At 73.4% G+C, this 26283-nt stretch carries 20 protein-coding genes; 5 read left to right on the top strand and 15 right to left on the bottom strand.

Going from position 1 to position 26283, the window contains the following annotated elements; genetic code table 11:
• Positions 1-38: 38 nt before the first annotated feature.
• The 11 genes from FHU36_RS10645 to FHU36_RS10595 all read right to left on the bottom strand — a co-directional run bounded on the left by FHU36_RS10645 (position 39) and on the right by FHU36_RS10595 (position 11703).
• Complete coding sequence (locus FHU36_RS10645; protein ID WP_246502016.1) at positions 39-617, bottom strand: hemerythrin domain-containing protein; 579 nt, start codon at positions 615-617, stop codon at positions 39-41.
• Between the two features lie 357 nt (positions 618-974).
• A complete protein-coding gene (locus FHU36_RS10640; protein WP_185083555.1) occupies positions 975-1631 on the bottom strand; it encodes a hypothetical protein in 657 nt (218 codons plus the stop codon).
• 89 nt (positions 1632-1720) lie between these two features.
• Positions 1721-2785: a lytic polysaccharide monooxygenase gene (locus FHU36_RS10635; protein WP_185083554.1), complete on the bottom strand. Its 1065-nt coding sequence runs from the start codon at positions 2783-2785 to the stop codon at positions 1721-1723.
• Between the two features lie 106 nt (positions 2786-2891).
• Positions 2892-3737, bottom strand: a complete 846-nt coding sequence (locus tag FHU36_RS10630; RefSeq protein ID WP_185083553.1) for an ACT domain-containing protein — start codon at positions 3735-3737, stop codon at positions 2892-2894.
• A 90-nt stretch (positions 3738-3827) separates the two neighbouring features.
• A complete protein-coding gene (locus FHU36_RS10625) occupies positions 3828-4487 on the bottom strand; it encodes a GNAT family N-acetyltransferase (RefSeq protein WP_246502015.1) in 660 nt (219 codons plus the stop codon).
• Positions 4484-5956: an APC family permease gene (locus FHU36_RS10620; RefSeq protein ID WP_185083552.1), complete on the bottom strand. Its 1473-nt coding sequence runs from the start codon at positions 5954-5956 to the stop codon at positions 4484-4486. Before FHU36_RS10620 ends, FHU36_RS10625 begins: the two co-directional genes overlap by 4 nt.
• Positions 5957-6038: 82 nt before the next feature.
• Complete coding sequence (locus tag FHU36_RS10615) at positions 6039-6671, bottom strand: GOLPH3/VPS74 family protein (protein ID WP_185083551.1); 633 nt, start codon at positions 6669-6671, stop codon at positions 6039-6041.
• A gap of 230 nt (positions 6672-6901) precedes the next feature.
• Complete coding sequence (locus FHU36_RS10610; protein ID WP_185083550.1) at positions 6902-8485, bottom strand: multicopper oxidase family protein; 1584 nt, start codon at positions 8483-8485, stop codon at positions 6902-6904.
• 503 nt (positions 8486-8988) lie between these two features.
• A complete protein-coding gene (locus FHU36_RS10605) occupies positions 8989-9735 on the bottom strand; it encodes an SDR family NAD(P)-dependent oxidoreductase (protein ID WP_185083549.1) in 747 nt (248 codons plus the stop codon).
• A complete protein-coding gene (locus FHU36_RS10600; RefSeq protein WP_185083548.1) occupies positions 9732-11096 on the bottom strand; it encodes an MFS transporter in 1365 nt (454 codons plus the stop codon). Before FHU36_RS10600 ends, FHU36_RS10605 begins: the two co-directional genes overlap by 4 nt.
• A gap of 28 nt (positions 11097-11124) precedes the next feature.
• Positions 11125-11703, bottom strand: a complete 579-nt coding sequence (locus FHU36_RS10595; protein WP_185083547.1) for a TetR/AcrR family transcriptional regulator — start codon at positions 11701-11703, stop codon at positions 11125-11127.
• A 117-nt stretch (positions 11704-11820) separates the two neighbouring features.
• On the opposite strand from FHU36_RS10595, the gene FHU36_RS10590 reads away from it, so the two are divergent.
• A complete protein-coding gene (locus tag FHU36_RS10590; protein ID WP_185083546.1) occupies positions 11821-14421 on the top strand; it encodes a sulfatase-like hydrolase/transferase in 2601 nt (866 codons plus the stop codon).
• A 5-nt stretch (positions 14422-14426) separates the two neighbouring features.
• Here the strand turns inward: FHU36_RS10590 and FHU36_RS10585 are convergent, their stop codons facing one another.
• A complete protein-coding gene (locus FHU36_RS10585; protein WP_185083545.1) occupies positions 14427-15686 on the bottom strand; it encodes an RNA polymerase sigma factor in 1260 nt (419 codons plus the stop codon).
• 3 nt (positions 15687-15689) lie between these two features.
• Positions 15690-16088, bottom strand: a complete 399-nt coding sequence (locus FHU36_RS10580; RefSeq protein ID WP_185083544.1) for a YciI family protein — start codon at positions 16086-16088, stop codon at positions 15690-15692.
• Between the two features lie 303 nt (positions 16089-16391).
• Here FHU36_RS10580 and FHU36_RS10575 point away from each other — a divergent pair, with 303 nt between their 5' ends.
• Positions 16392-16745, top strand: a complete 354-nt coding sequence (locus tag FHU36_RS10575) for a hypothetical protein (protein WP_185083543.1) — start codon at positions 16392-16394, stop codon at positions 16743-16745.
• A gap of 158 nt (positions 16746-16903) precedes the next feature.
• Here the strand turns inward: FHU36_RS10575 and FHU36_RS10570 are convergent, their stop codons facing one another.
• Complete coding sequence (locus tag FHU36_RS10570; protein ID WP_185083542.1) at positions 16904-19300, bottom strand: helix-turn-helix transcriptional regulator; 2397 nt, start codon at positions 19298-19300, stop codon at positions 16904-16906.
• A 233-nt stretch (positions 19301-19533) separates the two neighbouring features.
• Here FHU36_RS10570 and FHU36_RS10565 point away from each other — a divergent pair, with 233 nt between their 5' ends.
• Positions 19534-20328: a DeoR/GlpR family DNA-binding transcription regulator gene (locus FHU36_RS10565; protein ID WP_312891530.1), complete on the top strand. Its 795-nt coding sequence runs from the start codon at positions 19534-19536 to the stop codon at positions 20326-20328.
• A 13-nt stretch (positions 20329-20341) separates the two neighbouring features.
• Here the strand turns inward: FHU36_RS10565 and FHU36_RS10560 are convergent, their stop codons facing one another.
• Complete coding sequence (locus tag FHU36_RS10560; protein ID WP_185083541.1) at positions 20342-21538, bottom strand: cytochrome P450; 1197 nt, start codon at positions 21536-21538, stop codon at positions 20342-20344.
• A gap of 185 nt (positions 21539-21723) precedes the next feature.
• Here FHU36_RS10560 and FHU36_RS10555 point away from each other — a divergent pair, with 185 nt between their 5' ends.
• Both FHU36_RS10555 and FHU36_RS10550 read left to right on the top strand, forming a co-directional pair.
• On the top strand, positions 21724-24069 hold the full coding sequence (locus FHU36_RS10555; RefSeq protein WP_185083540.1) for an ATP-binding protein: 2346 nt from the start codon (positions 21724-21726) through the stop codon (positions 24067-24069).
• Positions 24066-26207, top strand: a complete 2142-nt coding sequence (locus FHU36_RS10550) for an ATP-binding protein (RefSeq protein ID WP_185083539.1) — start codon at positions 24066-24068, stop codon at positions 26205-26207. The genes FHU36_RS10555 and FHU36_RS10550 overlap by 4 nt, the downstream gene beginning before the upstream one ends.
• The last annotated feature ends 76 nt before the right edge of the window (positions 26208-26283 follow it).

Here is a 26283-nt window from a genome sequence, read left to right as displayed (position 1 = left end):
ACCTCCCCGGCGGGCTCCGCGAAGGCCGCCGGAGACGGTCAGCGCTTGCTCGCCCGGCGGATCACGTCACGCACCCGGTCCATCATCGCCACGGGCGTGCCGATCAGGAGGTTCTTCGCCGCGGACTCGGTGCCGGGATGCGGGTGAGTGGGCGCCAGCGCCTCGGCGGCCTTGACCCCGGCGGCCATGGCCCGGCGCTCGGCCGGGCTGGTCCTGGCACGCAGCTTGGCGAACTCGTAGCGCTCCTCGCTGCGGGCGTGCGCGAACACGGCGGCGCGGAGCACGGCGAGGTTGGCCATGAAGTCGGGATCGTCGGGGCCGGCCTGGTCCATGTGCTGGAGCAGCTCCTTGGCCTCCCGTTCCTCCTCCAGGCGGTCGTCCACCACGCCGTCACCGCCGTCGAGGACGCGGCGGGCGTAGGGGTGGACGATCTCCTCCTCGGCGGTCTCGTGCACGGCGAGCAGCCGGACCAGGCGGGTGAACGCCTCGCCGCGCTCCCCGGCCGGGGCCCGCTCGACCTCGTCGAACAGGTCTCGGATCATCGCGTGCTGAGCCAGCAGCAGGTCGATGACGTCCGTCTCCGCCATCGTCTCGGGCCGGGGCGGGTGCTGAGTCATGAGAAGCCTCCTCTTCGAGTACGCGCGGTCTACCCGGGGAGGGGCGGCTCACGCACGTCGTCACGCATTCCGGGGCTTTCCCGGAGGGCGGCCGGAGCGCAGTGAAAGTTTCATGCCGGAAGCCAGGTAGGAGGAAGTCCTTGGGGTCCCGGCGCTGGGTTTCGTTGACAAGCGGGTGCCGGACCGCACAATCCTGTGTGGGAGCGCTCCCATAACGTGCTCCCCGCTCGAACCCAGGAGGTGACGCCGCTCCCGTACTCCGCGTGACCGTTCATGAACCATCCCGCCCGGATGGCAAGGACGCGGCCGGCGAGCCCCCCTTTCCGCCGGCCGCGTCCGCGTGTTCGGGTCCGTCACTCACCTGCCGGTCGCGACGTCGAACCGCCGGCGGGCCGCCTCGATCGCGTCCTCGTCGCCGAACTCGCCGAACGCCGCGTCGTGGTGGCGCTCCGGAATGAGCCGCCTGACCCGCTCCGGGTAACCCGCTCCCGGTTCGGGCACCCGCACCACCGGCCGCCCGCCCAGCCGTACGGCGATGGGGCCGGAGGCGCGTACGGACATGGCCCAGCCGGCGCCGGGACCGGTGATGGCGCACATGTGGTGGGCGTACACCCACTCCACCTCCGCCACCGTGCCGGCACCGGCCGGTTCGACGCCGAAGGGGTCCACGGCGCAGACCACCTCGCCGACCTCGTGCCCGGCCCCGTGCGCCACCTCGCGCCCGGCCCCGGGCCGCGCATCGCCGCCGGTGTCCCCGCCCGTGCCCCCGCCGGTCCCGGCGGCGGGCGCGTGGCCGAAGTCGTGGCCGTGCGCCCGGTGCTCGTCCGCGGTGGCGCCTTCGAGCAGGCCCGTCACCAGGACGGCGAGCCGCCCCTCCAACTCGTGCTGGCGGGCCTGCTGCCCGGCGACGATCAGGGCGGCCCCGGCGACCGGGACGAGGAGCAGCGCGACGACCGTCGCGATCCTCGCCCGGCGCGCCGGCGGCCCGCCGGCACCCTCGTCCACAGGGGCCACGCCCTCCGGTCCCGCGGGTCCTGAGGACCCCGTGGCCATCGGTTCCGTGGGCATCGGTTCCGTGGGCATCGGTTCTGTGGGCATCGGGTCTACGGGCTGGTGCACGACAGCGTGGGCGCCGGCGACGGTGGCGTGCCCGTGGCGTTGAAGCCGAACGTCGTCGTGCCGTTCGCGGACACCTGCCCGTTGTGGCCGGCGTTCTTGACCACCACCTCGGGTGGCTGCCCGGTGAGCGTGGCGTTCCAGGGCGAGCCGGAGAAGCCCTGGTCACCGCCGTAGGTCCAGCCGACCGTCCAGCCGTTCAGCGTGCCCGTGCCGGTGTTGCGGACGGTGACCTCGGCCTGGAAGTGCCCGCTCCACGTGGTGGTGGTGCGCCAGGTGGCGGTGCAGGAGCCGGTGGGCGCCGGGGTGACCGTGGGGGTCACGGTCGGGTCCGGCGGTGTGGTGCCGCCGGGGCCCACACCGGTCACCTCGCCGTTGCCGCCGTCGAAGACGACGTCGGAGCAGCTGTAGAAGTTCTCCTGGCTGTCGGACCTGATCCAGTGGATGAAGATCATGTGCCGTCCGCTCTTTCCGGACGGGAGCTGGACGTTCCAGTGGTAGTAGTTGAGGCCGCCGGGGCCGCCGGACTGGGGCGGGTCGACGGCGCTGCCGAACGACTCCAGGTCCGACCACTTCAGCGGCGCGTTCGGGTTCCAGCCGTTCTTGGTGATGTAGTAGACGAACGAGCCCGGGTGCGCGGCCCAGTTGCTGTGGCGCACCTGGATGTTCGCGCCCGAGGTCAGGTGGGTCAGCGGCCAGTCGGAGCGGACCGCGTTGTAGGCGGAGAAGTCGTACGGCCCACCGGTGCCGCCGCTGCAGATCTGCCCGTCGGGGATGAAGCCCGTGGTGCGGCCGGCGCCGTCGGAACGCAGCACCGCGAACCAGTTGTAGAGCGGAGTCGTGCCGCTCTGCGCGACGGCGGCCGCGCAGGCGGGGTTGTAGGAGATGATCTGACCGTTGTCCCTGAGCCCGTCCTGGTAGCACAGGAACGTGCGGCTGCCGGGGAACATCGTGACGCCGTGGGCCTGCGCCTGGCGGGGCACCATCAGGACGGTGGAGATCAGGGCCACGGCCAGTGCGGCCGCGAAGGCCGCCGACCGGATTGCTCTCATGAGGATCCCTTGTTCGCGAACGACAGAGGAACCCGCTCATGACGTGCCCGCCCGGCAGCACTCGGTGAACGCATTGAAACACGGCCGCCCGAGCCCGGCAACGCCCCTAGGTCCCGCAGTAGCGCGCGCCCCTCGCGGCCGAGGCCAGCGCGGCGGCCCTGGCCGCCTCGGCCGGCGTGAACGGCAGGCCGGGCCGCCGGAGCAGCAGCGCCCGCTCGGGATGCACGGAGACCACCATGGTGCTGTTGAGCTCGGCCTCCTCGTCCACCGTCTCACCGGGACGGCGCCACTCGACCTCGGAGACGCGCAGCAGCTCGGCCATCGCGTGCGGGAGCTGGCTCGGGTCGTCGTGCACCCGCTGCGCCAGCAGCAGGCCCTGGATGCCGGGGTCGATGAGGTCCTTGACCTGGGCCGGCACGATCAGCAGGTCCAGGCCGCCCGCCTCCGACAGGGCAGCGTGCAACCGGCCGGGGGTCAGCCGGGTCGGCGCCTCGACCACGAACTCGTCGAGGGCGTCGCAGCCGGCCGGAGTGATCGCGCTGCTGCCGGTGGGCGCGATGTGCAGCGTCAGGATGTTGCAGCCGAGCCGGCCGAACGCGCCCGCCACCTGGGCCAGCCGCCCCGGACGCTCGACCACGCGCATCCTGATGCGCCACAACGTCATGGTGCTCTGCCCACCGGCCGGCGGCGGGGGCAGCGGTGGCCGGGTACGGCGCGCCTTCACGGGCGTCCCGGACCGCAGGCGCCGGTGGAGGGCGGAGCCGACGATCAGGGCGCCGCCCAGTCCCACCAGCACCACGGGCCCGGGATCGGTGTGCCCGAGCAGGGTGGCGAGGAGGTGCGCCACGCCGACCGCGAGGAACAGCGCGGCCACCTCCAGGATCTCCCGCCACCAGGAGTGCCCGAGGTGGTGCCCGGAACGCGGATGGGTCGCCTTCGGTGCATCGCTCATGACGGTCAGTCTCGGCGGCGGGTGTTACGCGGCCGTGGACGGCGCCGTGGCGGAGGCGTTAAACCGCCTTCACAGCCGGTCCGGATCCCGTCACGTGCCGGGCCGCCACATGGGCCAGAACGTGGACCCGTCCGGCAGGGCGAAGGGCTCCCGCGGCCGGTAGCCGTGCCGCAGGTACAGGTCCCGGCTGCGCCGGCTGCTGGCCTCCAGGTACGCGGGCAGCCCGGCCAGCCGGGCGTGGTGGTGGCGCAACAGCGCGCTGCCGAGGCCCCGGCCCTGCCGGTCGGGATGGACGGCCAGGAAGGCCAGGTGGTGGTGGGGTTCGGCCGGGTGGTGCTTGTCGAACAGGGCGTCCAGGGCCCGGAACCGGTCCGCCCACGGTCCGGTGGCCTCGGCCAGCCGGCGGTCGTACGCGGGCGGCTCGGGCAGCGGCGTCGTCCGGGGGAACCAGACCGCCGCGGCGGGGCCGTCGTCGATGACGTGGATCTCGCCGTGCTCGGCGGCGTGGTCCACCATGATCCGGAAGTCGGCGGTCATGATCTCGTGCCGGTGGGCCGGATCGGGCACCAGGTAGCCCACCGCGTCCAGCGGGGCGAAGGCGGTCGCGATCAGCTCGGCCACGAGGGCGGCGTCCCCGGCCCCCGCGCGGCGGACGGCGGGCGGCGCACTCCCCGCAGCATCGTGGCCGACGGGGGGAGAGCCGGGCGGGCCCGTGCTCAGCGGGCCCGTGCTCGACGGGTCGGTGCTCAACGGGTCGCCTCCTGGACGGTCGCGGCCTTGGCTCCCAGCCCGACCCGGGAGTAGACGGCCGGCTGCCCGGCACGCAGCACGAAGGCCCAGACCAGGCCCACCACGGCCGCCATGACGTACACGCCGGGCAGCAGCCATGCGAGCGGGTGGCCCTCCTCGACGCCCAGCAGCGTCGAGAAGTTGCCGACCGCCAGCGTCACCATGACGGTCAGCGCGACGGCGGCGGGCACCGGTGCGAGCAGCCGGCGGGCGATGCTCTCACCGCTCGGCTCGCGGGAGAAGAACGCGATGACGGCGATCGAGGTGGTGCAGACCAGCAGCAGCACGCCGAACCCACCGAAGGCGCCGCCGTAGAAGAAGAGCTGCACCAGCGGGTCGAGCCCCAGGACGGCGTACAGCACGATCACGAGCAGGCCGATGGCGCTCTGGGCGAGCGACCCCGCCTCCGGCGCCCCGGTGCGCGGCCGGGTCCGGCCGAAGGCGGCCGGCAGCACCCGCTCGCGGCCGAGCGCGAAGAAGTAGCGGGACGTGGTGTTGTGGAAGGAGACCATCGCGGCGAACAGGCTCGTGACGAAGAGCACCCGGGCGATGTCCACCACGACCGGCCCGAGCTGCGCGCCGGCGATCACGAAGATCGTCTCGGCGCCGTCGCGGCGCGCGGTCTCCACGATGTTCGCCGGGCCGGTGGCGACCGTCATCGCCCAGGCCGAGAGCGCGTACAGGCCGGCGATGACCGCGATGGAGGTGTAGGTGGCCACCGGCACGGTACGGCGCGGATCGCGGCTCTCCTCGGAGAAGACCACGGCCGACTCGAAGCCCACGAACCCGAGCGTCGCGATGACCAGCAGCGCTCCCACCCCCGGCACCAGCAGCCCGCCCGGCGAGAGCGCCTGGGCCGACAGCCCGGCCGGGCCCGACGCGACGAGGTCGGCCGCGTCGAAGAGCAGGATCACCGCCACCTCGGCGGTGAGCAGGACGGCCAGCAGCCGGCCGTTGAGGTCCACCCGCATCAGCCCCAGCAGCGCCACCAGCGCCCAGGCCACCAGGGACACGGCCCACCAGGGCGGCGTGACCCCGGCCCACCGCTCCAGCAGCGGCGTGGCGGCCGCCCCGAACGCGCCGTACAGGCCGACCTGCAGGGCGTTGTACGCGATCAGCGCCACCCAGGCGGCGGCGATGCCCGCGGGGCGGCCCAGTCCACGGCTGACGTAGGTGTAGAAGGCTCCGGCGTTGGCCATGTGCCGGGCCATCGCGACGTACCCGACGGCGAACAGGGCGAGTACGGCGCCCACGGCCAGGAACGCGACCGGCAGGCCGGTGATGCCGGTGACCGCGTACGCCGTGGTGACCACTCCGGCCACGACCGTGAGCGGCGGCACGAAGTAGACGACCGAGGGGGCGCCGAGCCGGTCGGCGGCCAGGGCACGCGCTATCGGGTCCGGTCCGGTGCGCGAGTGCGCGATGCGCATGGGGTTCCTTTCTGGTGCGGGTGGTGAGCGGGCCCGGGGCGCGGTGGACCGCCCCAGCCTGCGGCGTGCGGTGCGGAACGGGTCAGGAGCGGTAGGTGAGGACGGCGTCGCCGACGGCCGCCCTGACGTGCCGGGTCAGGTCGCCGACCGGCTCGGGCAGCGCGGCCAGCGCTCCCGTCAGATGGCGGCGGGCGGCCTGCCGGTGGGCGGGGTCCTCCACGACGGTGTCCGTCATGCCGGAGGCGTCCACGAGGGCGGCGAGCACCATGTCATGAGCCGTCAGCGGCTCGCCGCGGGCCAGTGACAGCCGCAGCCTGGTGGACGGCCACACGGCCCGGCCGAAATCGGTGGCGAAATAGCGACTCGGCCGGCGCCGGCGAATTCTCGGCGTTTCGCGGTCGAGTAATCCGGCGCGCATCATTCGCGCCGTGACGTCGGCGACGGCGCGTCTGGCGAGGTATGCCAGCCAGGTGCGAACGTCGGTGTGCTGGGGCGCGTTCGCCATGTCGGCCAGCACCCTGTCGGCGAGGTGTTCGCGCAGGGGCCGCTGGTCGGCCACCTGGAGCCGTACCCCGCGCACCAGGACCCGGCGTTCCAGGACCAGCTCGGCGATCAAGGCTCCGGCCAGGCCGAGCGCCAGGCCGGACAGGTGCAGACGCGGCTTCCCGGAGCCCGTCGTGTCCCACACGACGAGGAAGAAGTCATCGGCGAGCAACGGCGTGCTCCCGTCGCCGAGAGAGCCGCCTCCGGCGACCTGCGCGCGTCCGTTGAGCCTGGTGCTGAATCGGTTCGCTCACTATCGCCCTTAATGGATGGCCGGTTCAGGAAAGCCCCGCGAGGCGGCGCGTGAATGTTTATCAAGAACGCCGTCGCGAGGGCTACCCCTATTTGCCGTCAGGGCGCGATAAAGGAATCCTTAATGCTTGATATGGTGATTTATCCGCCTTATTGAAGATCGTCGGGTGTGTCGCGGGGTGGCAGCGTGCGCGGCGTCCGGGCCTCCTCACCCGGCTGGACGATCACGAACTGGCCCGTCGTCCCCGCGCCCGCCGAACCGAGCGTGCGGAAGTGGTACAGGTACGGCGCGCCCGGGTCGGCGAGTCCCCCGAAGCGCACGGCCAGCCGGACCGCCGCGCGGGCGGGCAGGTAGACCGTGTCCTTGTACCCCTGGGCGTGCGGCGGCGCCGGGTCGCCGGCCACGTCCAGCACCTGGAAGGTCGCCCCCTGCAGGTGGAACGTGCCGGCGTCGCCGGGGTTGTCGATCTCCCAGACCTCCGTGGCGGCGGCGGGCACCACCAGGTCGATCCGGGTCAGGTCCGTGTTCCCGGACCCCCGGCCGTCCGGCCGGAACCGCCGCACCCGGGCGCCCGGCGGCACCTCGATCGGCAGCAGGCCCACCGCCGGCCGGCGCGGCACCGGGCGCGACGCGGTGAGCCGGGGAGCCACGACGATCTTCAGCAGGGCGGCGCCGCCCTGCCCGGGGTCCGGGGGGCCGCCGAGGTCGCGCAGCAGCACGGTCTCACCGTGCAGGAAGGCCGCCACCAGCTCGACGCGCTCGCCGGGCGCGACCGAGACCCTGCTCACCTCCACCGAGGCGGCCAGCAGGCCCGCGTCGTTGCCCACCACGTGGAACGGCCTGCCGTCGCCGAAGGCCAGGTCGAACACCCGCGTGCCGGAGCCGTTCACCACCCGGAACCGCACCCGCTCCGAGATGACGTCCAGGAACGGGCCGGCCGTGCCGTTGACCAGCACGAAACCGCCCTCCCCACCGCCGGCACCGCCCGCGCCGAGCCGGGCCTCGCCGGCGAGCGAGCCGTCAGGGGCGAGGCGCGCGTCCTGCAGGATGAGCGGGATGTCGTCCACCCCGTACGCGGACGGCAGGCCGCGACGCCGGGTGTAGTCGTCCACGACCAGCATGCCGGCCAGACCGCGACCGGCATGCCCGGCGGTCCTGCCGAGCGGGTAGGGGTGGTACCAGGCGGTGGTGGCGGGCTGGTCCACGATCCAGCGCTCGGTCCACGTCTCGCCGCTCGCGATCGGCCGGTGCGGGCCACCGGCCACCGCGGCGGGCAGGCGCATGCCGTGCCAGTGCACGTCGGTCGTCTCGTCCAGGGCGTTCGTCACGGCCACTTGCACCACGTCGCCGCGCCGCACCCTGATCGTCGGCCCGAGGACGTCGCCGTTGAAGCCCCAGGTGGGGGTGGTGCGGCCGGGCAGCAGTCGTGACCGCCCGGCCTGCGCGGTCAGCTCGAACCGCCGCACGCCGTCCGGCCCCGGCTCCGGGTCGATCAGCGGCGGGACCATGAGCGGGTTCTGCAAGCCCGCCAGTTCCTCGGCGTCCCCCCGCACCCCGACCGTGGTCCCCGACCCGGTGTCCCCGGCTCCCGGTTCGGCCCCCGGCCCGGTGTCCTCCTCGAACCCGGGCCCGGGCCGCCCTCCGAGGCCCCACCGGGAGCCCGGCCCGGGGTCGCAGGCGGCGGCGACCAGCCCGGCGGTCGCGGCGAGGGCGAGGAAGTTACGGCGCTTCACGAGCGCCCATTATGTTGAAGCGCTCCCCACGGATGAATCCGGGGGATTCCAGCCGTCCCAACCGTGCGGCCACGCGCATGGTCGCGACGCTGTCGCTTGGCGATTCGCCTTCCGGCCCCGCTCGCACGGGTTTCCACGCCCCAGCCCGCACACCCGGTCCGGGCTGCGCGAACTCCGCCCTCCCGGCGGTGAGTAGAAACTGCCTCGGCCTCCCCCGCGAGCTTGGTTATCACTCACGTGTTCGACCACGACCCACCATACCGTTGCCAGGCGCGCTGCCGCAGTCCGTTCCCGTCAACACACGCTCACGCCCTGGCGGGCACTCCCGTGCCGGGCTTACCCCCATGGCTGAAGCCAGGGGTCCGCACCCGGCATCCTCGATCGCCGCCGCCCCCGGGCAGGACCACCCCAGCCCACACCGCCCCGCGACCCCCGCCCTGTGACCCTCCCGGCGCCGCCCCGACCGGGGGAGTCGGCCTCTCCCGGGGGCCTGGGCGGGGGTGTCAGGCGGTGGCGCCGCCGTCCACGACGAGGTCGTGGCCCACGGCGAAGCCGGCGTCGTCCGAGGCGAGCCAGAGGATCGCGCCCGCCGCCTCCCGCAGCGTCCCGACGCGCCCGATCGGCAGCCCCAGCCGGGCCGCCCGCTCCTCCTCCGTCTCGCCCGGAAGCCTCGACATGTCGGTGTCGTGCGGTCCGGGGCTGACCGCGTTGATCCGGATGCCGTCCCCGACGCACTCCAGCGCCGCGGTGCGGGTCAGCGCGCTGACGGCCGCCTTGCTGGCCGCGTACGCGCCCATCCCGGGGATCCGCTTGAACGGCCCGAGGTTGGAGCTGACGTTCACGATGACGCCGCCGCCGGCGGCCCGCATGTGCCTGATCTCGTACTTCATCGACAGCATCACGCCGGTGACGTTCACCTCGAACGTCCGCGCCCAGTCGGCCTCGTCCATCTCCGCCACCGGCCCGAAGGTCAGGATGCCGGCGTTGTTGACGGCGACGTCCAGCCCCCCGTACGCCGAGACGGCGCCGGCGACCAGCCGCTCGACGTCGGCGGGGCGCGTGACGTCGGCCGTGATGGCGGTGGCCTGCCCGCCCGCCTCCTCGGCCAGCTTGACCGTCTGCTCCAGCGGCTCCCGGCCACGCCCGGCCACCACGACCCGCGCGCCCTCCCGGGCGAAGGCGAGGGCGGTGGCCCGGCCGATGCCGGAGCCGCCACCGGTGACCAGGACGGACTTTTCTGCGAACCTCATGCCAACCTCTTTCCAGGTGATCGCGCGACGCCGACCAGCGCCGCGGTGAGGGTGAAGACGAGAGCGGCGACCGCCAGCGCGGCCGCGTACCCTTCGGTGATCGCGGCCGGGTCCTGGCGGGGCCCGGTGACGGCCGCGGCGACGGCGGCGAGGGTGGCCAGCCCGACGGTGGGCCCGGCCTCCATGGCGGTGTTGAGCAGGCCACCGCCGAGCCCGGCCTGCCGGCGGGGCACCCCGTCGAGCGCGGCCACGGTCGCGCCCGAGAAGGCCAGGCCGGACGCGACGGGGAAGAGCAGCAGCCCGGCGAGCACCACGCCGGTGTACGGGGTGTCCGCCTCGATCAGGCTGAACAGCGCCATGGCCGCCGCTCCCAGGAGGAGTCCGCAGGCGGTCACGGCGCGGGCGCCGAACCGGCCGGTCAGCCGTCCGGAGACCGGCCCCATGGCGAAGACCAGCAGGTAGGGCGCGAACGCCGCGCTGGTGAGCAGCGGCGACATGCCGCGCACCTGCTGGAACCACAGGGTCAGGAAGAACATGTGGGTGGCGCTGGCCGCCGCCGTGACGAGTATCGCGAGCAGCGCGGCCGCCCGCGCCGGCGACGCGAGGAAGGCCAGGGGCAGCAGCGGCGCGGCCGTGCGGGCCTCCACGGCGACGAACGCCGCCAGCAGCAGCCCGCCCGCGGCCGCCGGGACCGGGGTGCCGTGCAGCAGCCCGTAGCTCAGCGCGACCATGCCCGCGGTGGCGAGCACCGCCCCCGCGACGTCGAGCCGGGCCCGCCGGGGCGTGTCCGCGGGGAGCCGCCGGACCGCCGCCACGGCGAGCACCGGCACCACCACCGGGAGGGCGAACGCCCACCGCCACGACGCGAGCGCCACGACGACGCCGGAGAGCAGGCTGCCGGCCGTCGCGCCGGTCACCGACAGCGTCCCCCACACGGCCAGCACGCGGGGCAGCCGCGCCGGGTCCGGCACCATCGACCGGGCGAGCGCCAGCGCCGCCGGCGCCGCGAGCGCCGCGCCGGCCCCCTGGGCGAACCTGCCGAGCAGCAGCGCGGCGAAGCCGGGCGCGACGGCGGACAGGGCCGAGGCCGCGCCGAAGACGGCCATCCCGGCCACGAAGAGGCGCCGGTGCCCGTGAAGGTCGGCGAGCCTGCCGCCGAGCAGCAGCAGGCCGCTGAACGACAGGCCGTAGGCGGAGGTGAGCAGCGCGAGGTCGGGCCGGCCGAGCCCCATCTCCCGCTGGATCGCGGGGAGCGGGACGACGAGCAGGGTGATGGAGGCGATGAGGACGACCTGTACGGCTCCGAGGACCACGAAGATGGGAGCGCGTATAATAGACCGATCGTTCAAGATTGAGGGCATCCGAAAGCCTTTCGACGGCAGGGCGGGATCAGAGCAGGCTGAGCGCCTGCGCGGCCGCGTCACGCATCCGCGCGGGGTCGGCCGAGGCCTTGCCCATCAGTCGCATGCCCTGCAGCACCACGAGCAGGAATCTCGCCAGTGCCTGCGGGTCCTTGCCCGCCGCCAGCTCGCCCTGCGCCCGCGCCCGGATCAGCGCCGTGGTCAGCGCCATCTCCAGGCCGTCCCAGTTGCGGTCGACCAGGCGGCGCACCTCCTCGTCGCGCGGCAGCAGCTCGGCTGCCGCGTTGACGATCATGCAGCCGCGCCTGCCCGCGCCGGACGCCGACTCGGCCGCGTACAGCTCCACCAGGCGCCGGACGGCGGGCAGGGCCGGGCCGGGCTGCGACAGCAGCTCGATCGGCGACGGGTCACTGGTCTCCAGGTAGTGCTGCAGCGCCCGCATGTACAGCTCGTGCTTGCCGCCGAACGTGGCGTAGAGGCTCGCCCGCCCGATGCCCAGCCGCTCCACGAGGTCGGCCATCGAGGTCGCCTCGTAGCCGCGTTCCCAGAACAGCTCCAGCGCGGCGCGCAGGGCGGTGTCCGGATCGAATTCCTTGGTCCTGGCCACGTACGGAACCCTAGCCCTATTTAGAACGAACGGTCAAGATAGCCGTGGGTAAACCGAGGACGTCTTCACAGCTTCGCTTCACCCGGGGTTCACGGCAGGTGTCTACGGTGCGTGCCCATGAGCTGGAGGTACAGGGCCAACGCCACCCTCGAAGGGCTGACCGGATACACGCTGACGCGCCGCGTGCACCGGCGGCCGCCGCCACTGCCCAAGCCGGCGCCCGAGGCGCGACGGCTGCCGGACGACGTCGTGCGCCCGCCCGTGGACCCCGCCTTCGACCGGCTGCTGCGCCGGCCGGTGTTCCTGCTGTCGTCCGTCCGCTCCGGCTCCACGCTGCTGCGGGTCATGCTGAACAGCCACTCGCGGATCCACTCGCCCATCGAGACGCACTTCCGCCGCACGACCGTCGGCCTGACCACCGACCCGGTACGGCAGGCGATGACGCACCTCGGCCACACCCACAGCGACATCGAGCACATCGTGTGGGACCGCCTCCTGCACCGGGAACTGACCCGCAGCGGCAAGCCCGTCCTGGTGGAGAAGACGCCCAGCAACGTCTTCGCCTGGCGGCGCATCGCGACCTGCTGGCCCGACGCGCGGTTCGTCTTCCTGCTGCGGTACCCCGCGTCCATCGTGCGGTCGTGGCACGAGGCGGACCCCGAGAACCGGCCCGTGGCCGAGGCCGTGCCCCGCACGCTGGCCTACATGACCTACCTGCAGGAGGCCCGCACCCACCTGGACGGGCCGACCGTCAGGTACGAGGACCTCGTCGCCGACCCGGAGGCCGTGCTGCGCGGCCTGTGCGACCACCTCGGCGTCGGCTGGGAGCCCGCCATGCTCGACTACGGCCGGCAGGATCACGGGGGATTCGTGAAGGGCATCGGCGACTGGCGTGACAAGATTCGCAGTGGCACGGTCGTCGAGGCCCGCCCACTGCCGTCCCCCGCGGAGGTCCCGGCCGAGCTGAGGGAGATCTGCGGTCTGTGGGGCTACCTCTGGCCTGCCCTGATCCGCCCCTGCCCTGCTTCGCCCACGTGTTCCCCTCCCGTCCTCCGGGTGTTCGCTCGCCGATCGCCCGGTGCCCAGAAGGTATCCCCCATGATCGTCGGGCCCTCGCGCCGCACCTTCCTCACCGGCACTCTGGCCACCCTGGCCGTCCCGCCCGTCGCCGGGACGGCCCACGCGGCCGCCGCCCTGCCCGACCGGCCCAACGTCGTCGTCGTCCTCGCGGACGACCTGGGCTGGGGTGAGATCGGCAGCCAGGGTCAGCGCAAGATCCGCACCCCGTTCCTGGACCGGCTCGCCGAGGAGGGAGTCAGGTTCGAGGCCGCCTACTCCGGCGCGCCCCTGTGCGCGCCGTCGCGTTCCGCCCTGCTCACCGGCCTGCACGCCGGTCACGGCACCGTCCGCGAGAATCCCGAGGGCGGGCAGCAGCGCTCGTTCACCGAGGCCGACCTCACCTTCGCCGAGCTGCTGCGGCTGGCCGGCTACCACACCGCCTGCATCGGCAAGTGGGGCTTCGGGCCCGAGGAGCCGGACCAGGTGTCGCATCCCAACGCCCGCGGGTTCGAGGAGTTCTTCGGCTACATCGGCCACCGCCACGCCCACGAGTACTACCCCGACTACCTGTGGCGCGACGGCGAGCGGGTCCGGCTCGGCCGCACGGCGTACGCGCCCGACCTGTTCAGGCGGCGGGCGGCCGACTTCATCAGGCGCCGGGCCGGCAGTCCGTTCCTGCTCTACTACGCCAGCAACCTGCCCCACTCCCCGAGCGTGGTCCCGGGAGACGCCGGCCCGTACGAGAACCGCCCCTGGACCCGCGCCAACCGCCGGCACGCCGCCCAGGTGTCGCGGCTCGACGCCGACGTGGCGACGCTGGTCGCCACCCTGCGCGAGGCCGGGGTGGCCGGGCGGACGCTGGTGCTGTTCACCAGCGACAACGGCCCGCACCACGAGAAGGGCGTGACGCCCGAGCTGTTCGACTCCAACGGCCCGTGGCGGGGCGACAAGCGCGACCTGTACGAGGGCGGCATCCGCGTGCCGATGATCGCCTGGTCGCCCCGGCTGTCCCCGCGCGTCGAGAGCACGCCGGTGGCCTTCTGGGACGTGCTGCCCACGCTGGCCGACCTGGCGGGCGTGCCGGCGCCGGCGGGGCTGGACGGCCGCTCGTTCCGGGGTCTGCTGACCGGCGACGGGGCGCCCGAGCGCGACCACCTGGTGTGGAACCGGCCACGCAAGATGCAGGCGATCCGGCACGGCGACTGGAAGCTGATCAGGTTCGCGCCGGGCATCGCGGGCGCGGGCCCCCGGGGCCGGGTGGAGCTGTACGACCTCGCCGCCGACCCCGGCGAGCGCCGCGACCTGTCCGCCGAGCGGCCCGAACTGGCCGAGGAGCTGCTGGCCCGGCTCGACGCGTCGATCGGGGCGGACCCGCGCCTGCCGTACGGGCTGGCCGTGCTCGGGGTGGACGGGCAGGTCATGGTGACGCTGCGCAACGGGTCGGCGGTGTCGTGGCGGCAGGTCGAGGTCACGCTCGACGGGCGCCGCGCCACCGGGCCGAAGTCGGTGACGCTCAGGCCGGGCGAGTCGTACACCGCGGTCTTCGACGTCGGCGGCGGGCTGAAACGGGCCCGTGGCACGCAGGTCCGGGCGCGGGCGCGGTTCCGGGCCGAGGGGAGGCGGCACCTGTTCCGCCGCTCTGAAACGATCCGCCCCTAGTTTCGTCAGCGTGCACGCCGCTGAGCCAGGTCCTCGGCGAGGCGGGCGGCGCGGGTGGTGAGGTAGTCGCGCTCGGGGATGTTCGTCGTCCGGCCGGCGGCCGCGCGGTAGTCGGCCACCGCCGCGCCGAGGTCGCCGGCCATCTCCCGGAGATGAGCCCGGGTGGCGTAGAAGCGGTGGTGGCCGTCGAGCTGGTCGGCGAGCCGGTCGAGGAGGCCGAGGCCGGTCGCGGGGCCGTGCACCATGGCCGCGGCGACGGCCCGGCTGAGGGAGACCATCGGGTTGTCGGACATGCGCTCCAGCAGGCCGTACAGGGCGAGGATCTGCGGCCAGTCCGTCTCGGCGGCGCTGGGCGCCTCGTCGTGGACGGCGGCGATGGCGGCCTGGAGCTGGTACGGGCCGACCGAGCCGCGGGAGAGGGCGGCGGTGACGAGGGCGACGCCCTCGGCGATGGCGGCGCCGTCCCAGAGTCCCCGGTCCTGCTCGGCCAGGGGGATCGGGGTGCCGTGGGCGTCGGTGCGCGCGGGCCGGCGCGCGTCCGTGAGCAGCATGAGGGCGAGCAGTCCGGTCACCTCGGCGTCGTCGGGCATCAGCCGGTGCGCGGTCCTGGCCAGCCGGATCGCCTCGCGCGACAGCTCCACCCGCTGCAGGTCGGGGCCGGTGCTGCTGGCGTAGCCCTCGTTGAAGATCAGGTACAGCACGTGCAGCGCCGACGCCAGCCGCCGGGGCCGCTCCTCGGGCGCGGGCATGCCGAACGGCACCCCGGAGGTCTTGATGCGCTGCTTGGCGCGGCTGATCCGCTGCGCCATCGTCGCCTCGGGCACCATGAACGCGCGGGCGATCTCGGCGGTGGACAGCCCGCCGACGGAGCGCAGGGTGAGGGCGATGGCCGAGGGCGGGGTCAGCGCCGGATGGCAGCACAGGAACAGGGTGGCCAGCGTGTCGTCGCGGTCGCTCTCGTACACCAGGTCCGCGGGCGGCGCGGCCTGCCGGTCGGCCGGGGTGCGCGCGGCCACCAGCTCCTCGCGGCGGCGGCGCGCCTGCTCGTTGCGGAGCTGTTCGGTCATCCGCCGGTAGGCCACCTGGATGAGCCAGCCGCGCGGGTTGCCCGGGACACCCTGCTCGGGCCACTGGGCGGCGGCGTCGAGCAGCGCCTCCTGGACGGCGTCCTCGGCGGTGTCGAAGTCGCCGAAGCGCCGGGTGAGCACCCCGACGACCTGCGGCGCCAGCTCGCGCAGCAGGTCGTCGATCGGGGCGCTAACCAAGGCTCACAGCTCCTCCGGCGGTCCCGCCATGACCTGGCGCACCTCGATCGGCATGTTCAGCGGGCGGCCGTCGGGGCCGGGCGCGGCCGAGATCCGCGCGGCCAGCTCGATCGCCCGCTCGTGGCTCTCGACGTCGACGATCCACCAGCCGACCAGGAACTCCTTGGTCTCCGGGAACGGCCCGTCGGTGACGACCGGCGCGCCGCCCCTTCGGGCCCGGACGATCCGGGCCTGGTCGGGCTCCGCCAGCCCTTCCCCCGACACCAGTTCCCCGGCCGCGGTGAGCTCGTTGTTGAGCTCGTACATGAACTGGATGTGGGCCTTGACGTCCTCCGCCGGCCAGGTGTCGATCGGGGGGAGGTTGTCCCGCTCGCTGAACTGCATCAACAGCATGTACTTCATGTCCCGCGTCCTTCCCTGCGCGCCCCCCTCGGGCGCTGACGTCTTGGGTCGAAGCAGGCCGGCCGCTCATCGACGTCCTGGCGCACATCTTTCCAAGATTCTTCCGCCGCCCGCCACGGAGGTACCTACCTACGCCGGATAGGTAGCGATTTAGGGGTTTTCCCCGTACCGGGGAGGTCGGCGCCGAAGCAGCCTGGTACCAAGAGCGGACGAGGAACATTCGGCGAGGGTGACATGTTGAGAAGCCTTATACGGACCAGTCATGGTCCGCTGGTCCCGGCAGTGGAGATCGAGGAGACCTGGATGGTCTCCTGGGTGTTCGCGGCCGAGCGGTCGTCGGTGGACGGCGCCCGGCACGCGACCCGTGACCGGCTGGCCCGCTGGGGGCTGCATCACCGCATCGCGGCGGCGGAGTCTCTCGTGGGCGAGCTGGTCGAGGCCGCCGTGGGCACCTGCGACAGGTTCCGGCTCACGCTCACGACCGAGGACGGCCTGCTGCGCGGGGAGGTCGAGCGGCTCGACCCCGTACCGTCCCGCCCCGACAGGCGCGCGCACCACCTGCTCGCCCGGCTGGCCTGCTGCTGGGGCGACGCCGCGACACCCGAGGGGGCCGCCGACTGGTTCGAGCTCCCCGCGTCCGGTTCCATTCACGCCTGAACCCGACCGGAAGGACACGATCGTGCGACGGATCCAGATCAAGATCCGCAAACCGCGCCAGCCGGTCTGGGGCTCCACCCAGGACCTGCGCACCCCCTCGGGCCGCCCGCTGCCCTACTGACCGGGCCCCCACTCGCCGAGCCTCCCTCGCCTCCGCCCTACTGGCCACCGTCCTCCTCGACGGTCCTGACCTGCTCGCCCACCCACACCGCGATCTGCGTCCGGGAGTGGAAGCCCAGCTTGCTCAGGATGTGCTCGATGTGGCTCTCCACGGTGCGTTGCGAGATGACGAGGTCGGCCGCGATCTCCTTGCTGGTCATGCCCTTGGCCACCAGCCGGGCGATCTCCATCTCGCGGCGGGTCAGCGGCGCGGGGGCGCCGGCGCCGCTCCTGGGCTGCGCCCGGTCCCTGGCCGCGAAGCCGTTCCTGGTGATCGCCTCGTCCACGTGCTCGTCCCCCTGGAGCGCGTAGGCCAGCGCCTCGTCGTAGGACAACCGGGCGCCCTCCTCGAAGGCCGCCTCGAAGCCCGAGGAGCCGAGCGTCTTGCGGGTGAGGGCGACGCACTCGTCGTGGTAGTGGGCCAGGTGCCCGTACCCGGACAGCGGAGCCCCGATCGCCTGCCAGACGGTGTCGAGGATGCCGAGCAGCCGCGCCGTCCGCTCGTGTCGCCCCTCGGTGGCGGCGATCCACGCCAGCACCTCCAGGTTGACGCCGACCCCGAGGGGGTCGTCGACCGTGCGGTTGAAGCGGAGGCTGTGCGTCTCCAGCTCGGTCGCGCGCCGCAGGTCGCCCTGCCGCCACACGTCCACGCCGAGCGCCATCATCATGTACGCCTTGTGCCAGCCCTCGCCGTGGGCGTCGGCCACGGCCAGGCACTCGTCGCCCAGCGAGATGGCCGTCTCGGAGTCGCCGCGGAAGGAGTAGGCCAGGGAGAGCCGGATCAGGGCCGACGCGGTGCCCACCGGGTCGCCGGTCGCCCGGTGCCGCTCCAGGGCCTCCTCGTAGAAGGCGATGGCGCTCTCGGTGTCTCCCTCGAACATGGCGACCATGCCGTTGTAGAGCGCGACGTACGCCAGCACCGAGTCGAGCCCGAGCCGCTCGCCGATGGCCTTGCTCTCGGCCAGCATCGCCGTGGCGGCCGGCAGGTCGGCCTGGATCACGGCGAGCCAGCCGTTGGACCACAGCGCCCGCGCGCGGGACTCGTCCGGCCGGGTGCAGGCCGCGAGCCCCCGGTCCAGCCACTGCCGGCCCTCGCCCAGGTAGTAGCCGGTGATCCAGTGGAAGAGCAGGTCGGAGGCCATGGTCAGGCCGGTGACGGCCTCGTCGGGGTGGGCGAAGCAGTGTTCGAGGACGGTGTGCAGGTTGGCGTGCTCCAGCCGCAGCCTGGTGAACCAGGCCACCTGCCCCGGCCCGAAGAGCTGCTCCCGCGCCTGCGCCGCCATCTGCTTGTAGTAGTCGCGGTGCCGCCCCTGCACCATCTCCACCTGGCCGCGCTCGGCGAGCTTCTCGACGCCGTATTGGCGGATGATCTCCAGGAGCCGGTAGCGCACCCGCGAGCCGTGCTCCTCGCGCAGCAGGATCGACTTGTCGACCAGGCCGCTCACCAGGTCGAGCACGTCCTCGCGGGCGATGCCGTCACCCGCGCAGACCGCCTCCGCCCCGTCGAGGTCGAGCCCGCCGGCGAACACCGACACCCGCGCCCACATCAGCTGCTCCTGCTCGGAGCAGAGCGCGTAGCTCCAGTCGATCAGCGCGCGCAACGTCCGCTGACGGGGCAGCACCGCCCGCGACCCGGCGGTCAGCAGGCGGAACCGGTCGTCCAGCCGGTCGAGAAGCTGCTGGACGGACAGCGCGCGCAGCCGGACCGTGGCCAGCTCGATGGCGAGCGGCAGGCCGTCCAGCCGGCGGCAGATCCGCGCGACGACGTCACGGTTCTCCTCGGTCACCTCGAACGACGGCAGCACGGCCCGGGCCCGCTCGGTGAACAGGCGGACGGCGTCGAACCGGGCCAGCGACTCGGCCGGCAGGTGGTCGCTCCCGGGCAGCTCCAGCGTGGGCACGGGCAGCGTCTGCTCGCCCGCGAAGCCCAGGGGTTCGCGGCTGGTGGCGAGGACGCGCAGCGCGGGCGCGGCGCGCAGCAGCGTCTCGGCCAGCGCGGCGCACTCGTACACCAGGTGCTCGCAGTTGTCGAGGACCACCAGGGCCTGCTTGTCGCGCAGGTGCTGGACGAGCACGTCGATCGGCGCGGACGCGCTGTAATCGCGGATCTCCAGCGCCTCGGCCACGATCTGGGCGAGCATGTCGGGGCTCTCGACGCCGGCGAGCTCCACGAACCACACGCCGCCGCGGAAGTCACGGGCCAGGTCGACCGCCACCCGCAGCGCCAGCCGGGTCTTGCCGACACCGCCGGGTCCGGTCAGTGTGACGGCACGCGACGCGCACAGCAGTCGCTTGACCTCGGCCACTTCGTGCCGACGGCCCACGAAACTCGTCACCTCGGCGGGCAGCCGGCCTGCCTGCCGCTGCTTCGAGGTGCTTGCGGTCGCCGCTGTCATGGTGCCTCGCACCGGCGCGGATCATCTGGGCTGGAACCGAGCCGTTATCAGTCAGGTTATGCGCTGGTCGTCGCGGGTGCGCATCCGCGTCACCGGTGCCCTCCCGGGCGATCGTCTGGAACGATTCAGCGAGGGCGTGCGGTGGAGATTACGAGCCGCTCCCCGAGGTGTCAACGGTGTGAGAGATTGAAGACGTTCTGAGCAGGCTCATCAGCGGGATCTCGGGAGTATGGGTGAAGTCGCGTCCACGCACGACCGGCGGAGCCACCAGGCGCCAGGCGATGGCCGAACACGTCATGCGGCAGGGTTCGGCGTCGATGACGGAGCTCGCCGAGGCCTTCGGCGTGAGCGTGATGACCGTCCACCGTGACCTCGACCTGCTCGAAAGCCAGGGCATGGTGCGCAAGTACCGCGGTGGCGCCAGCGCCCTGGCCTCCAGTGTCTTCGAGAGCAACATCGCCTACCGGATGACCGCGCAGACGGCCGAGAAGGAGGCCATCGCCCGGCACGTGGTGGGGTTGATCGAGCCGGGCAGCTCGGTCATGTTCGACGACTCCACGACCGCGCTGGCCGTCGCCCGCCACCTCGGCGAGGTGGCCCCGCTGACCGTGGTGACCAACTTCCTGGAGGCGATCAAGCTGCTCGCCCCCATGCCCGGCATCCGGCTGATGGCGCTCGGCGGCGAGTACTACCCGACGCACGACTCGTTCCTCGGCGTGGCCTGCGTCGACGCGGTCGAGGCGATGAACACCGACACAGTCGTCGTCTCCACCTCGGCGGTCTCCGACCGCCACGCCTTCCACCAGGAACAGGAGATCGTCCTGGTCAAGCGCGCCATGCTGGCCTCCGGCAGGCGCTGCGTCCTCGCGGTGGACCACACCAAGCTCGACCGGGTGGCGCTGCACCGGGTGGCCCCGCTCGACGCGTTCGACATCGTCGTGGTCGACTCGCGGGCGCCCGTCGAGGCCGTCCAGCGGCTGCGCGACCGTCACCCGCGCGTCGAGGTCGCCGAGGTGCTCGACGCCTGACGGGGCCGGCGGGTCACCACTCGACCGGCAGCGACGCGAGGCCGTACACGAGGTGAAAGGCGCGGAAGCGCCCTTCGGGCTCGGCCGCGCGCAGCCCCGGGAACCTTTCGAGCAGGGCCGGGAAGGCGATCCGCATCTCCATCCGCGCCAGCGGCGCCCCCAGGCAGTGGTGGACGCCGTGGCCGAAGGCCAGGTGGCCGGGCCCGCCCCGGGCGATGTCGAGCGCCTGCGGCTCCGGCAGGAAGGCGGGATCGCGGTTGGCGGTGGGCAGCGAGCACATCACCAGCTCGCCGGGCCGGATGGTGTGGCCGGCGATCTCGACCTCGGCCGTGGCGACCTTGAGCGTGCCGGAGTGGACGATGCTGAGCCAGCGCAGCAGCTCCTCCACGGCGGCGTCGACGCGCTCGGGCTCCTTGCGCAGCAGGTCGAGCTGCTCCGGGTGCCGCAGCAGGGCGAGGGTGCCGAGGCCCAGCATGTTGGAGGTGGTCTCGTGGCCGGCCACGAGCAGGAGGCTGCCGATGCCGACGAGCTCGTCGTCGGTCAGCTCGTCGCCGTGCTCGCGCACCAGCATGCCGAGGAGTTCCTCGCCCGGCTCGGCGCGGACGCGGCCGACGAGGTCGGCCATGTAGGCGCGCGACTCGAGCTGCAGCCCCACCCGCTCCTGCGGCGGCACCGACATGTCGAGCATGCGGCTCGTCCGGTGCTGGAAGCCCTCGCGGTCGGCGTACGGCACGCCCAGCAGCTCGCAGATCACCAGGGACGGGATCGGCAGCGCGAACGCCGGCACGAGGTCGGCCGGCGATCCGGCGCGCTCCATGGCGTCGAGGTGGTCGGCCACGATGCGCGTGATCCGCGGCTCCAGCCGGCGCATCCGGCGGATCGTGAACTCGCCCGCCAGCAGCCTGCGCAGCCGGGTGTGCTCGGGCGGGTCGTGCGCGAGCAGGTTGCCCGCCTGGAGCTGGGCGAGTTGCTCCTCGGTGAACTCGGGCGCGCCGGGCAGGCGGGCCAGCCCCTGCCTGGCCAGCGGGAACCGCTCGGCGTCGCCCAGCACCATGCGGACGTCGGCGTGGCGGGTGACCAGCCAGGCCGGCTGGCCGAGCGTCGTCATGACGCGCCGGACGCCCTCCTCCTCGCGTAGCCTGCCCAGCTCGGGGGCCGGGTCGAACTCCGCCCGCCGCATGTGCAACGGCAGTGTCACGGTCTCGCTCATGCGGCCCCCTGGGTGCGTCGCCGGCGGGAGGTGCCCTGACACCGAACCCTAACAAGGGTGGGCGATCTTGCAAGGGATCACGCGCGGGGCTTGCCCGGCCGCGGGAGCGGGCTGGCGTAATGTGTGTTTTGTCGGCTTCAGTCCTAATCGTCCCAATTGTCCTGAACTGGGCAGGTGGAGCGCACATGAAAGTGGTACCGACCGACACAGGGCTCGGGCTGCCGGCCGAGCTGACCAGCTTCGTGGGCCGCCGGCGGGAGATCGCCGACGTCAAACGGCTGCTGTCCGGCTCCCGGCTGGTGACCCTCGTCGGCGTGGGCGGTGTGGGCAAGACGCGGCTGGCCCTGCGGGTCGCGGCCGATGTGCGGCGGGCCTTCCCCGACGGGGTCCGCCTCGTCGAGCTGGCCACGCTCGACGGGCCGGACCTGCTGATCCGGACGGTGAGCGAGGCGCTGCAGATCGTCGACTTCACCACCCGGCCCGCGCTGGACGTGCTCGCCGAGCGGGTGCGGGACAAGCGGATGCTGCTCGTGCTCGACAACTGCGAGCACCTGCTGCACGACTGCGCCGTCCTCGCCGAGACGCTCGTCCGCGCCGGGGCGGACCTGCGCATCCTGGCGACGAGCCGGCAGTCCCTCGGCGCCACCGGCGAGCAGACGATGGTGGTGCCCGCGCTGCCGCTGCCCGAGTGCGACGGCTCGCGCCCCTCGGCGGAGGCGCTGGAGCAGTCCGACGCGGTGCGCCTGTTCGCCGAGCGGGCCGCGGCCGTCGTGCCCGGGTTCGAGGTGACCGACGACAACCTCGTCACCGTCGCCCGGATCTGCGGCAGCCTGGACGGCATCCCGCTGGCCATCGAGCTGGCCGCCGTCCGGCTGCGGGCCATCTCCGTCGAACAGCTCCTCGCCCGGCTGGAGGACCGGTTCGGGCTGCTCACCGCGGGTCCACGGGCGCTGCTGCCCCGCCAGCGGACTCTCCGGGCGCTGATCGACTGGAGCTACACCCTCTGCACCGAGCAGGAGCAACTCCTCTGGGCGCGCCTGTCGGTGTTCGCCGGCAGCCTGGACCTGGAGGCCGCCGAGAAGGTGTGCGCCGGAGCCGGCATCGCCGCCGACGAGGTCATCGACCTGATCATCGGCCTGGTGGACAAGTCCATCCTCATCCGCGAGGAACACCAGCCGAACGTGCGCTACCGGCTGCTGGAGACGATCCGCCAGTACGGCCGCGACCGGCTGCGCGAGTCCGGCCAGGAGGAGCCGCTGCGGCGCCGCCACCGCGACTGGTTCTACGAGCTGGTGACGGGCGCCCACCGGATGTGGTTCGGGCCGGACCAGGTGAGCTGGTACGACCGGCTGCGCACCGAGCACGACAACCTGCGCACCGCGCTCGACTTCTGCGCCACCACCCCGGGCGAGGCCGAGGCCGGCCTGATCATGGCCACGGCGCTGCGCTACTACTGGATCGCCTCCGACTTCCCGCAGGAGGCGCGGAGCTGGCTGTGCCGCCTGCTCGCCGTCGATCCGCTGCCCACACCGCCACGCGCCTGGGGCCTGTGCCTCAAAGCCCGGCTGGCCGTCCTGCAGAGCGACTTCGCGGTGGCCGAGTCCCTCCTTGCGGAGGTCCGCGACCTGGGCCGGCGGTTGCGCGACCCGGCCATCGTCGGCGCCGCCGCGTACGTCGCCGGCCTCGGGGCGCTGCTGCGGCAGGACCTCGACCAGGCGCGCTCCCTGCTCGGCGAGGCGGTGGAGTGCTGCCACGACGCCGACGACCAGATGGGGATGGCCAACGCGCTCATCTACCTGGCCACCACCCACTCGCTGCTCGGGTCGGCCGAGGAGGCCGGCGCCCGCTTCGAGGAGTGCCTGGCCATCTGCGAGCCGCGCCAGGAGCACTGGTTCCGGTCGTACACGCTGTGGGCGTACGGGATCGAGGTGTGGCGGCACGGCGACACGCAGCGGGCGATCGACATGGAGCGCCAGGCGATCCGGCTCAAGAAGCCCTTCGACGACCGGCTGGGCGTCGCGCTGTGCATGGAGGCCGTGGCGTGGATGAGCTGTGCCGAAGGGAGCGGCGGGACCGAGCGCGCGGCGGTGCTCCTCGGCGCCCTGCGGGAGATCTGGCGCTCCTTCGGCGGCCCGCTGTTCGGCTACCTGGCCGAATACCACGACGCCTGCGAGCTGAGCGCCCGGCAGGCCCTCGGCGGCCGCAAGTTCGACGCCGCCGTCCGCAGGGGCTCGGCGCTCAGCGCCGGCGAGGCGCTGGAGTACGCCCTGGGCCCGGACCTGCCGGCGCCGGGGCCGGACCGCGGGTCGTCCCCGCTGACCCGCCGGGAGATGGAGATCGCCGGGCTCGTCGCCCGGGGCATGAGCAACAAGGCGATCGCCGCCACGCTGGTGATCTCCCAGCGCACGGCGGAGGGACACGTCGAGCACATCCTCAGCAAGCTCGGCTTCACCTCCCGGGTCCAGATCGCCGCCTGGGTAGGCCGCAAGGACCGGCCCGAGGACGACCGCGCCACCGGGACCTCGCCATGAGCGACACCGACCAGCGCCACCCCGACGAGCAGGACTCCGACGAGCGCCACTCCGACCGGCGCCATCCGGAGCGGCGTCACCTGACCACGGTGGACCACGCCGGCGAGCCGTCGAGCTTCGTCGGCCGCAGGCACGAGCTGGCCCTCGCCCGCAGGATGCTGTCGCAGGCCCGGCTGGTGACCCTGACCGGCACCGGCGGCGTCGGCAAGACGCGGCTGGCGCTGCGGCTGGCCGGGAGCGTCGGCGGCGCCTACAAGGACGGCGTGGAGGTGGTCGAGCTGGCCACCCTGGAGTCCGGCGAGCTGCTCGGGCCGGCCGTCGCCGCCGCCCTCGGCCTGTGCGACGAGGACAGCGACTCCGCCACCCTGCTCATGGACTACCTGTCGGACAAGCGGATGCTGCTGGTCCTCGACAACTGCGAGCACCTGCAGGACGACTGCGCCCAGCTCGTGGACCGCCTCCTGCGCCGTGCCCCCTACCTGCGGGTCCTCGCGACCAGCAGGCAGACGCTCGGCGTGTACGGCGAGCAGGTCCTGGCCGTGCCGTCGCTGTCCGTGCCGGACCCCGCCCACCCGCCGCGCGACATCGCCCGGCACGACTCGGTGCGGCTGTTCGTGGACCGCGCGTCGGTCGTGTGTCCCGGCTTCACGCTCGACGCGGGCAACGCGGCGTGCGTGGCCCGGCTCGCCCAGCGCCTGGAGGGCATCCCCCTCGCCATCGAGCTGGCCGCCGCCCGGCTGCGCACCTTGCCGCCGGAGCGGCTGCTGAGCGAGCTGGACGCGTGCCTGGACGTGGGGGGAGACGGCGGCTCCGTAACGCTGCCGCGGCACCGCACGCTGCGCGAGACCATGGACTGGAGCTTCCGGCTGTGCTCGCCGGGCGAGCAGCGGCTGTGGGCGCGGCTGTCGATGTTCCCGGGGGGCGCCGAGCTCGACACCGCCGAGGAGGTGTGCGCGGGCGACGGGATCGACGCGGGCGAGGTGTTCGACCTGCTGTCGGGGCTGGTGGACAAGTCGATCCTCGCGGGCGAGCGGCGGCCGGACGGGTTCAGATACCGGATGCTGGAGAGCCTGCGCGCGTACGGCGCCCAGGCGCTGGAGCCCGCCGAGGCCCGGGCGCTGCGGAGCCGCTTCATCCGCCACTTCCGCGGGGTGGCCGAACGCAACCGGATCGACCAGGTCGTCCCCGACCAGCTCGAACGCTACCGGGCGCTGCAACGCGAGCAGCCCAACGTGCGGGCCTCGATGGAACTGGGCCTGGACGACCCGGAGCTGGCCTCCATCGGGATGGAGACCGCGACGGCGCTGTGGGGCTACTGGCTGATCGCGGGCACCTTCACCGAGGGCCGCTACTGGCTCTGCCGCTTCCTGGACCGGGTGCCCGCCCCGACCTGCACCCGCGGCACCGCGCTGTGGGTGGACGCCATGCTCGCCCTGCGCCAGGGCGACCCGGGGGCCGCGACGCCCAGGCTGGAGGAGTGCCGGGTCCTCGCGCGCCGGCCGGGCAACGAGGAGGTCCTGCCGTACGCCATCCGGACCTCGGGCGTCCTCGCGTACACCACCGGCGACCCCGCCCGCGGCATGGCGCTGCTGGAGGAGGCGCTGGCCCGGCACCGGGCCGCCGGCGACGTCTCCGGCGTGGTCTTCGCCCTCTACTACCTGGCCGCGTACGGCTCGGTCGAGGACCCCGACACCTCAGCCGTGCTCGGTGAGGAACTGCTGGAGCTGTGCGAGACGCACCACGCCGTCGTCTGCCGAGGGTACGCGCAGCTCTCCCTCGGTCTGGCCGCCTGGAACCAGGGCGACGTGCCCCGGGTCGAGGCCCTGGTGAGCGCGGCCGCCGCGTTCACCGAGGAGGTCAACGACCGGTGGTGCCTCACACAGTGCCTGGAGGTGCTGGCCTGGGCCGCGGGCGCCCGCGACGACCACCGGCGGGCCGCGTGGCTGCTGGGGGCGGCCCACTCCATGTGGCAGGCGATCGACGCCTCGCCCCGGCGGCTGTCGTACCACGCGGTGTGGCACGAGCGCTGCGAGGAGCAGGCGTTCCAGGCGCTGGGGGAGCGGGCGTTCCGGGCGGCCTTCCTGGAGGGCGCCAAGCAGCGGGTGGCCAACAGGGTGGTGCACGCCATCAGCGCCTGAGAACCGCGATCCGCAGACGGCTTCGCTCGCTTCGCGGCACTCGACGGACAACCGGGCTGAACCGGTCATCCGCTCC

The organism is Nonomuraea muscovyensis (assembly GCF_014207745.1).
Classification (GTDB): Bacteria; Actinomycetota; Actinomycetes; order Streptosporangiales; family Streptosporangiaceae; genus Nonomuraea; species Nonomuraea muscovyensis.
Note: the sequence above shows the minus strand (reverse complement) of the source record. Positions and strands in the feature narration are given on the sequence as shown.

What these genes read in the sequence shown, in the direction of transcription:
- FHU36_RS10600 (WP_185083548.1), bottom strand. Translation starts at nt 11,096, where the DNA reads ATGCCCTCAATCTTGAACGATCGGTCTATTATACGCGCTCCCATCTTC.
- FHU36_RS10560 (WP_185083541.1), bottom strand. Translation starts at nt 21,538, where the DNA reads ATGAGCGAGACCGTGACACTGCCGTTGCACATGCGGCGGGCGGAGTTC.
- FHU36_RS10630 (WP_185083553.1), bottom strand. Translation starts at nt 3,737, where the DNA reads ATGAGCGATGCACCGAAGGCGACCCATCCGCGTTCCGGGCACCACCTC.
- FHU36_RS10570 (WP_185083542.1), bottom strand. Translation starts at nt 19,300, where the DNA reads ATGACAGCGGCGACCGCAAGCACCTCGAAGCAGCGGCAGGCAGGCCGG.
- FHU36_RS10645 (WP_246502016.1), bottom strand. Translation starts at nt 617, where the DNA reads ATGACTCAGCACCCGCCCCGGCCCGAGACGATGGCGGAGACGGACGTC.
- FHU36_RS10580 (WP_185083544.1), bottom strand. Translation starts at nt 16,088, where the DNA reads ATGAAGTACATGCTGTTGATGCAGTTCAGCGAGCGGGACAACCTCCCC.
- FHU36_RS10555 (WP_185083540.1), top strand. Translation starts at nt 21,724, where the DNA reads ATGAAAGTGGTACCGACCGACACAGGGCTCGGGCTGCCGGCCGAGCTG.
- FHU36_RS10605 (WP_185083549.1), bottom strand. Translation starts at nt 9,735, where the DNA reads ATGAGGTTCGCAGAAAAGTCCGTCCTGGTCACCGGTGGCGGCTCCGGC.
- FHU36_RS10635 (WP_185083554.1), bottom strand. Translation starts at nt 2,785, where the DNA reads ATGAGAGCAATCCGGTCGGCGGCCTTCGCGGCCGCACTGGCCGTGGCC.
- FHU36_RS10575 (WP_185083543.1), top strand. Translation starts at nt 16,392, where the DNA reads ATGGTCTCCTGGGTGTTCGCGGCCGAGCGGTCGTCGGTGGACGGCGCC.
- FHU36_RS10620 (WP_185083552.1), bottom strand. Translation starts at nt 5,956, where the DNA reads ATGCGCATCGCGCACTCGCGCACCGGACCGGACCCGATAGCGCGTGCC.
- FHU36_RS10590 (WP_185083546.1), top strand. Translation starts at nt 11,821, where the DNA reads ATGAGCTGGAGGTACAGGGCCAACGCCACCCTCGAAGGGCTGACCGGA.
- FHU36_RS10550 (WP_185083539.1), top strand. Translation starts at nt 24,066, where the DNA reads ATGAGCGACACCGACCAGCGCCACCCCGACGAGCAGGACTCCGACGAG.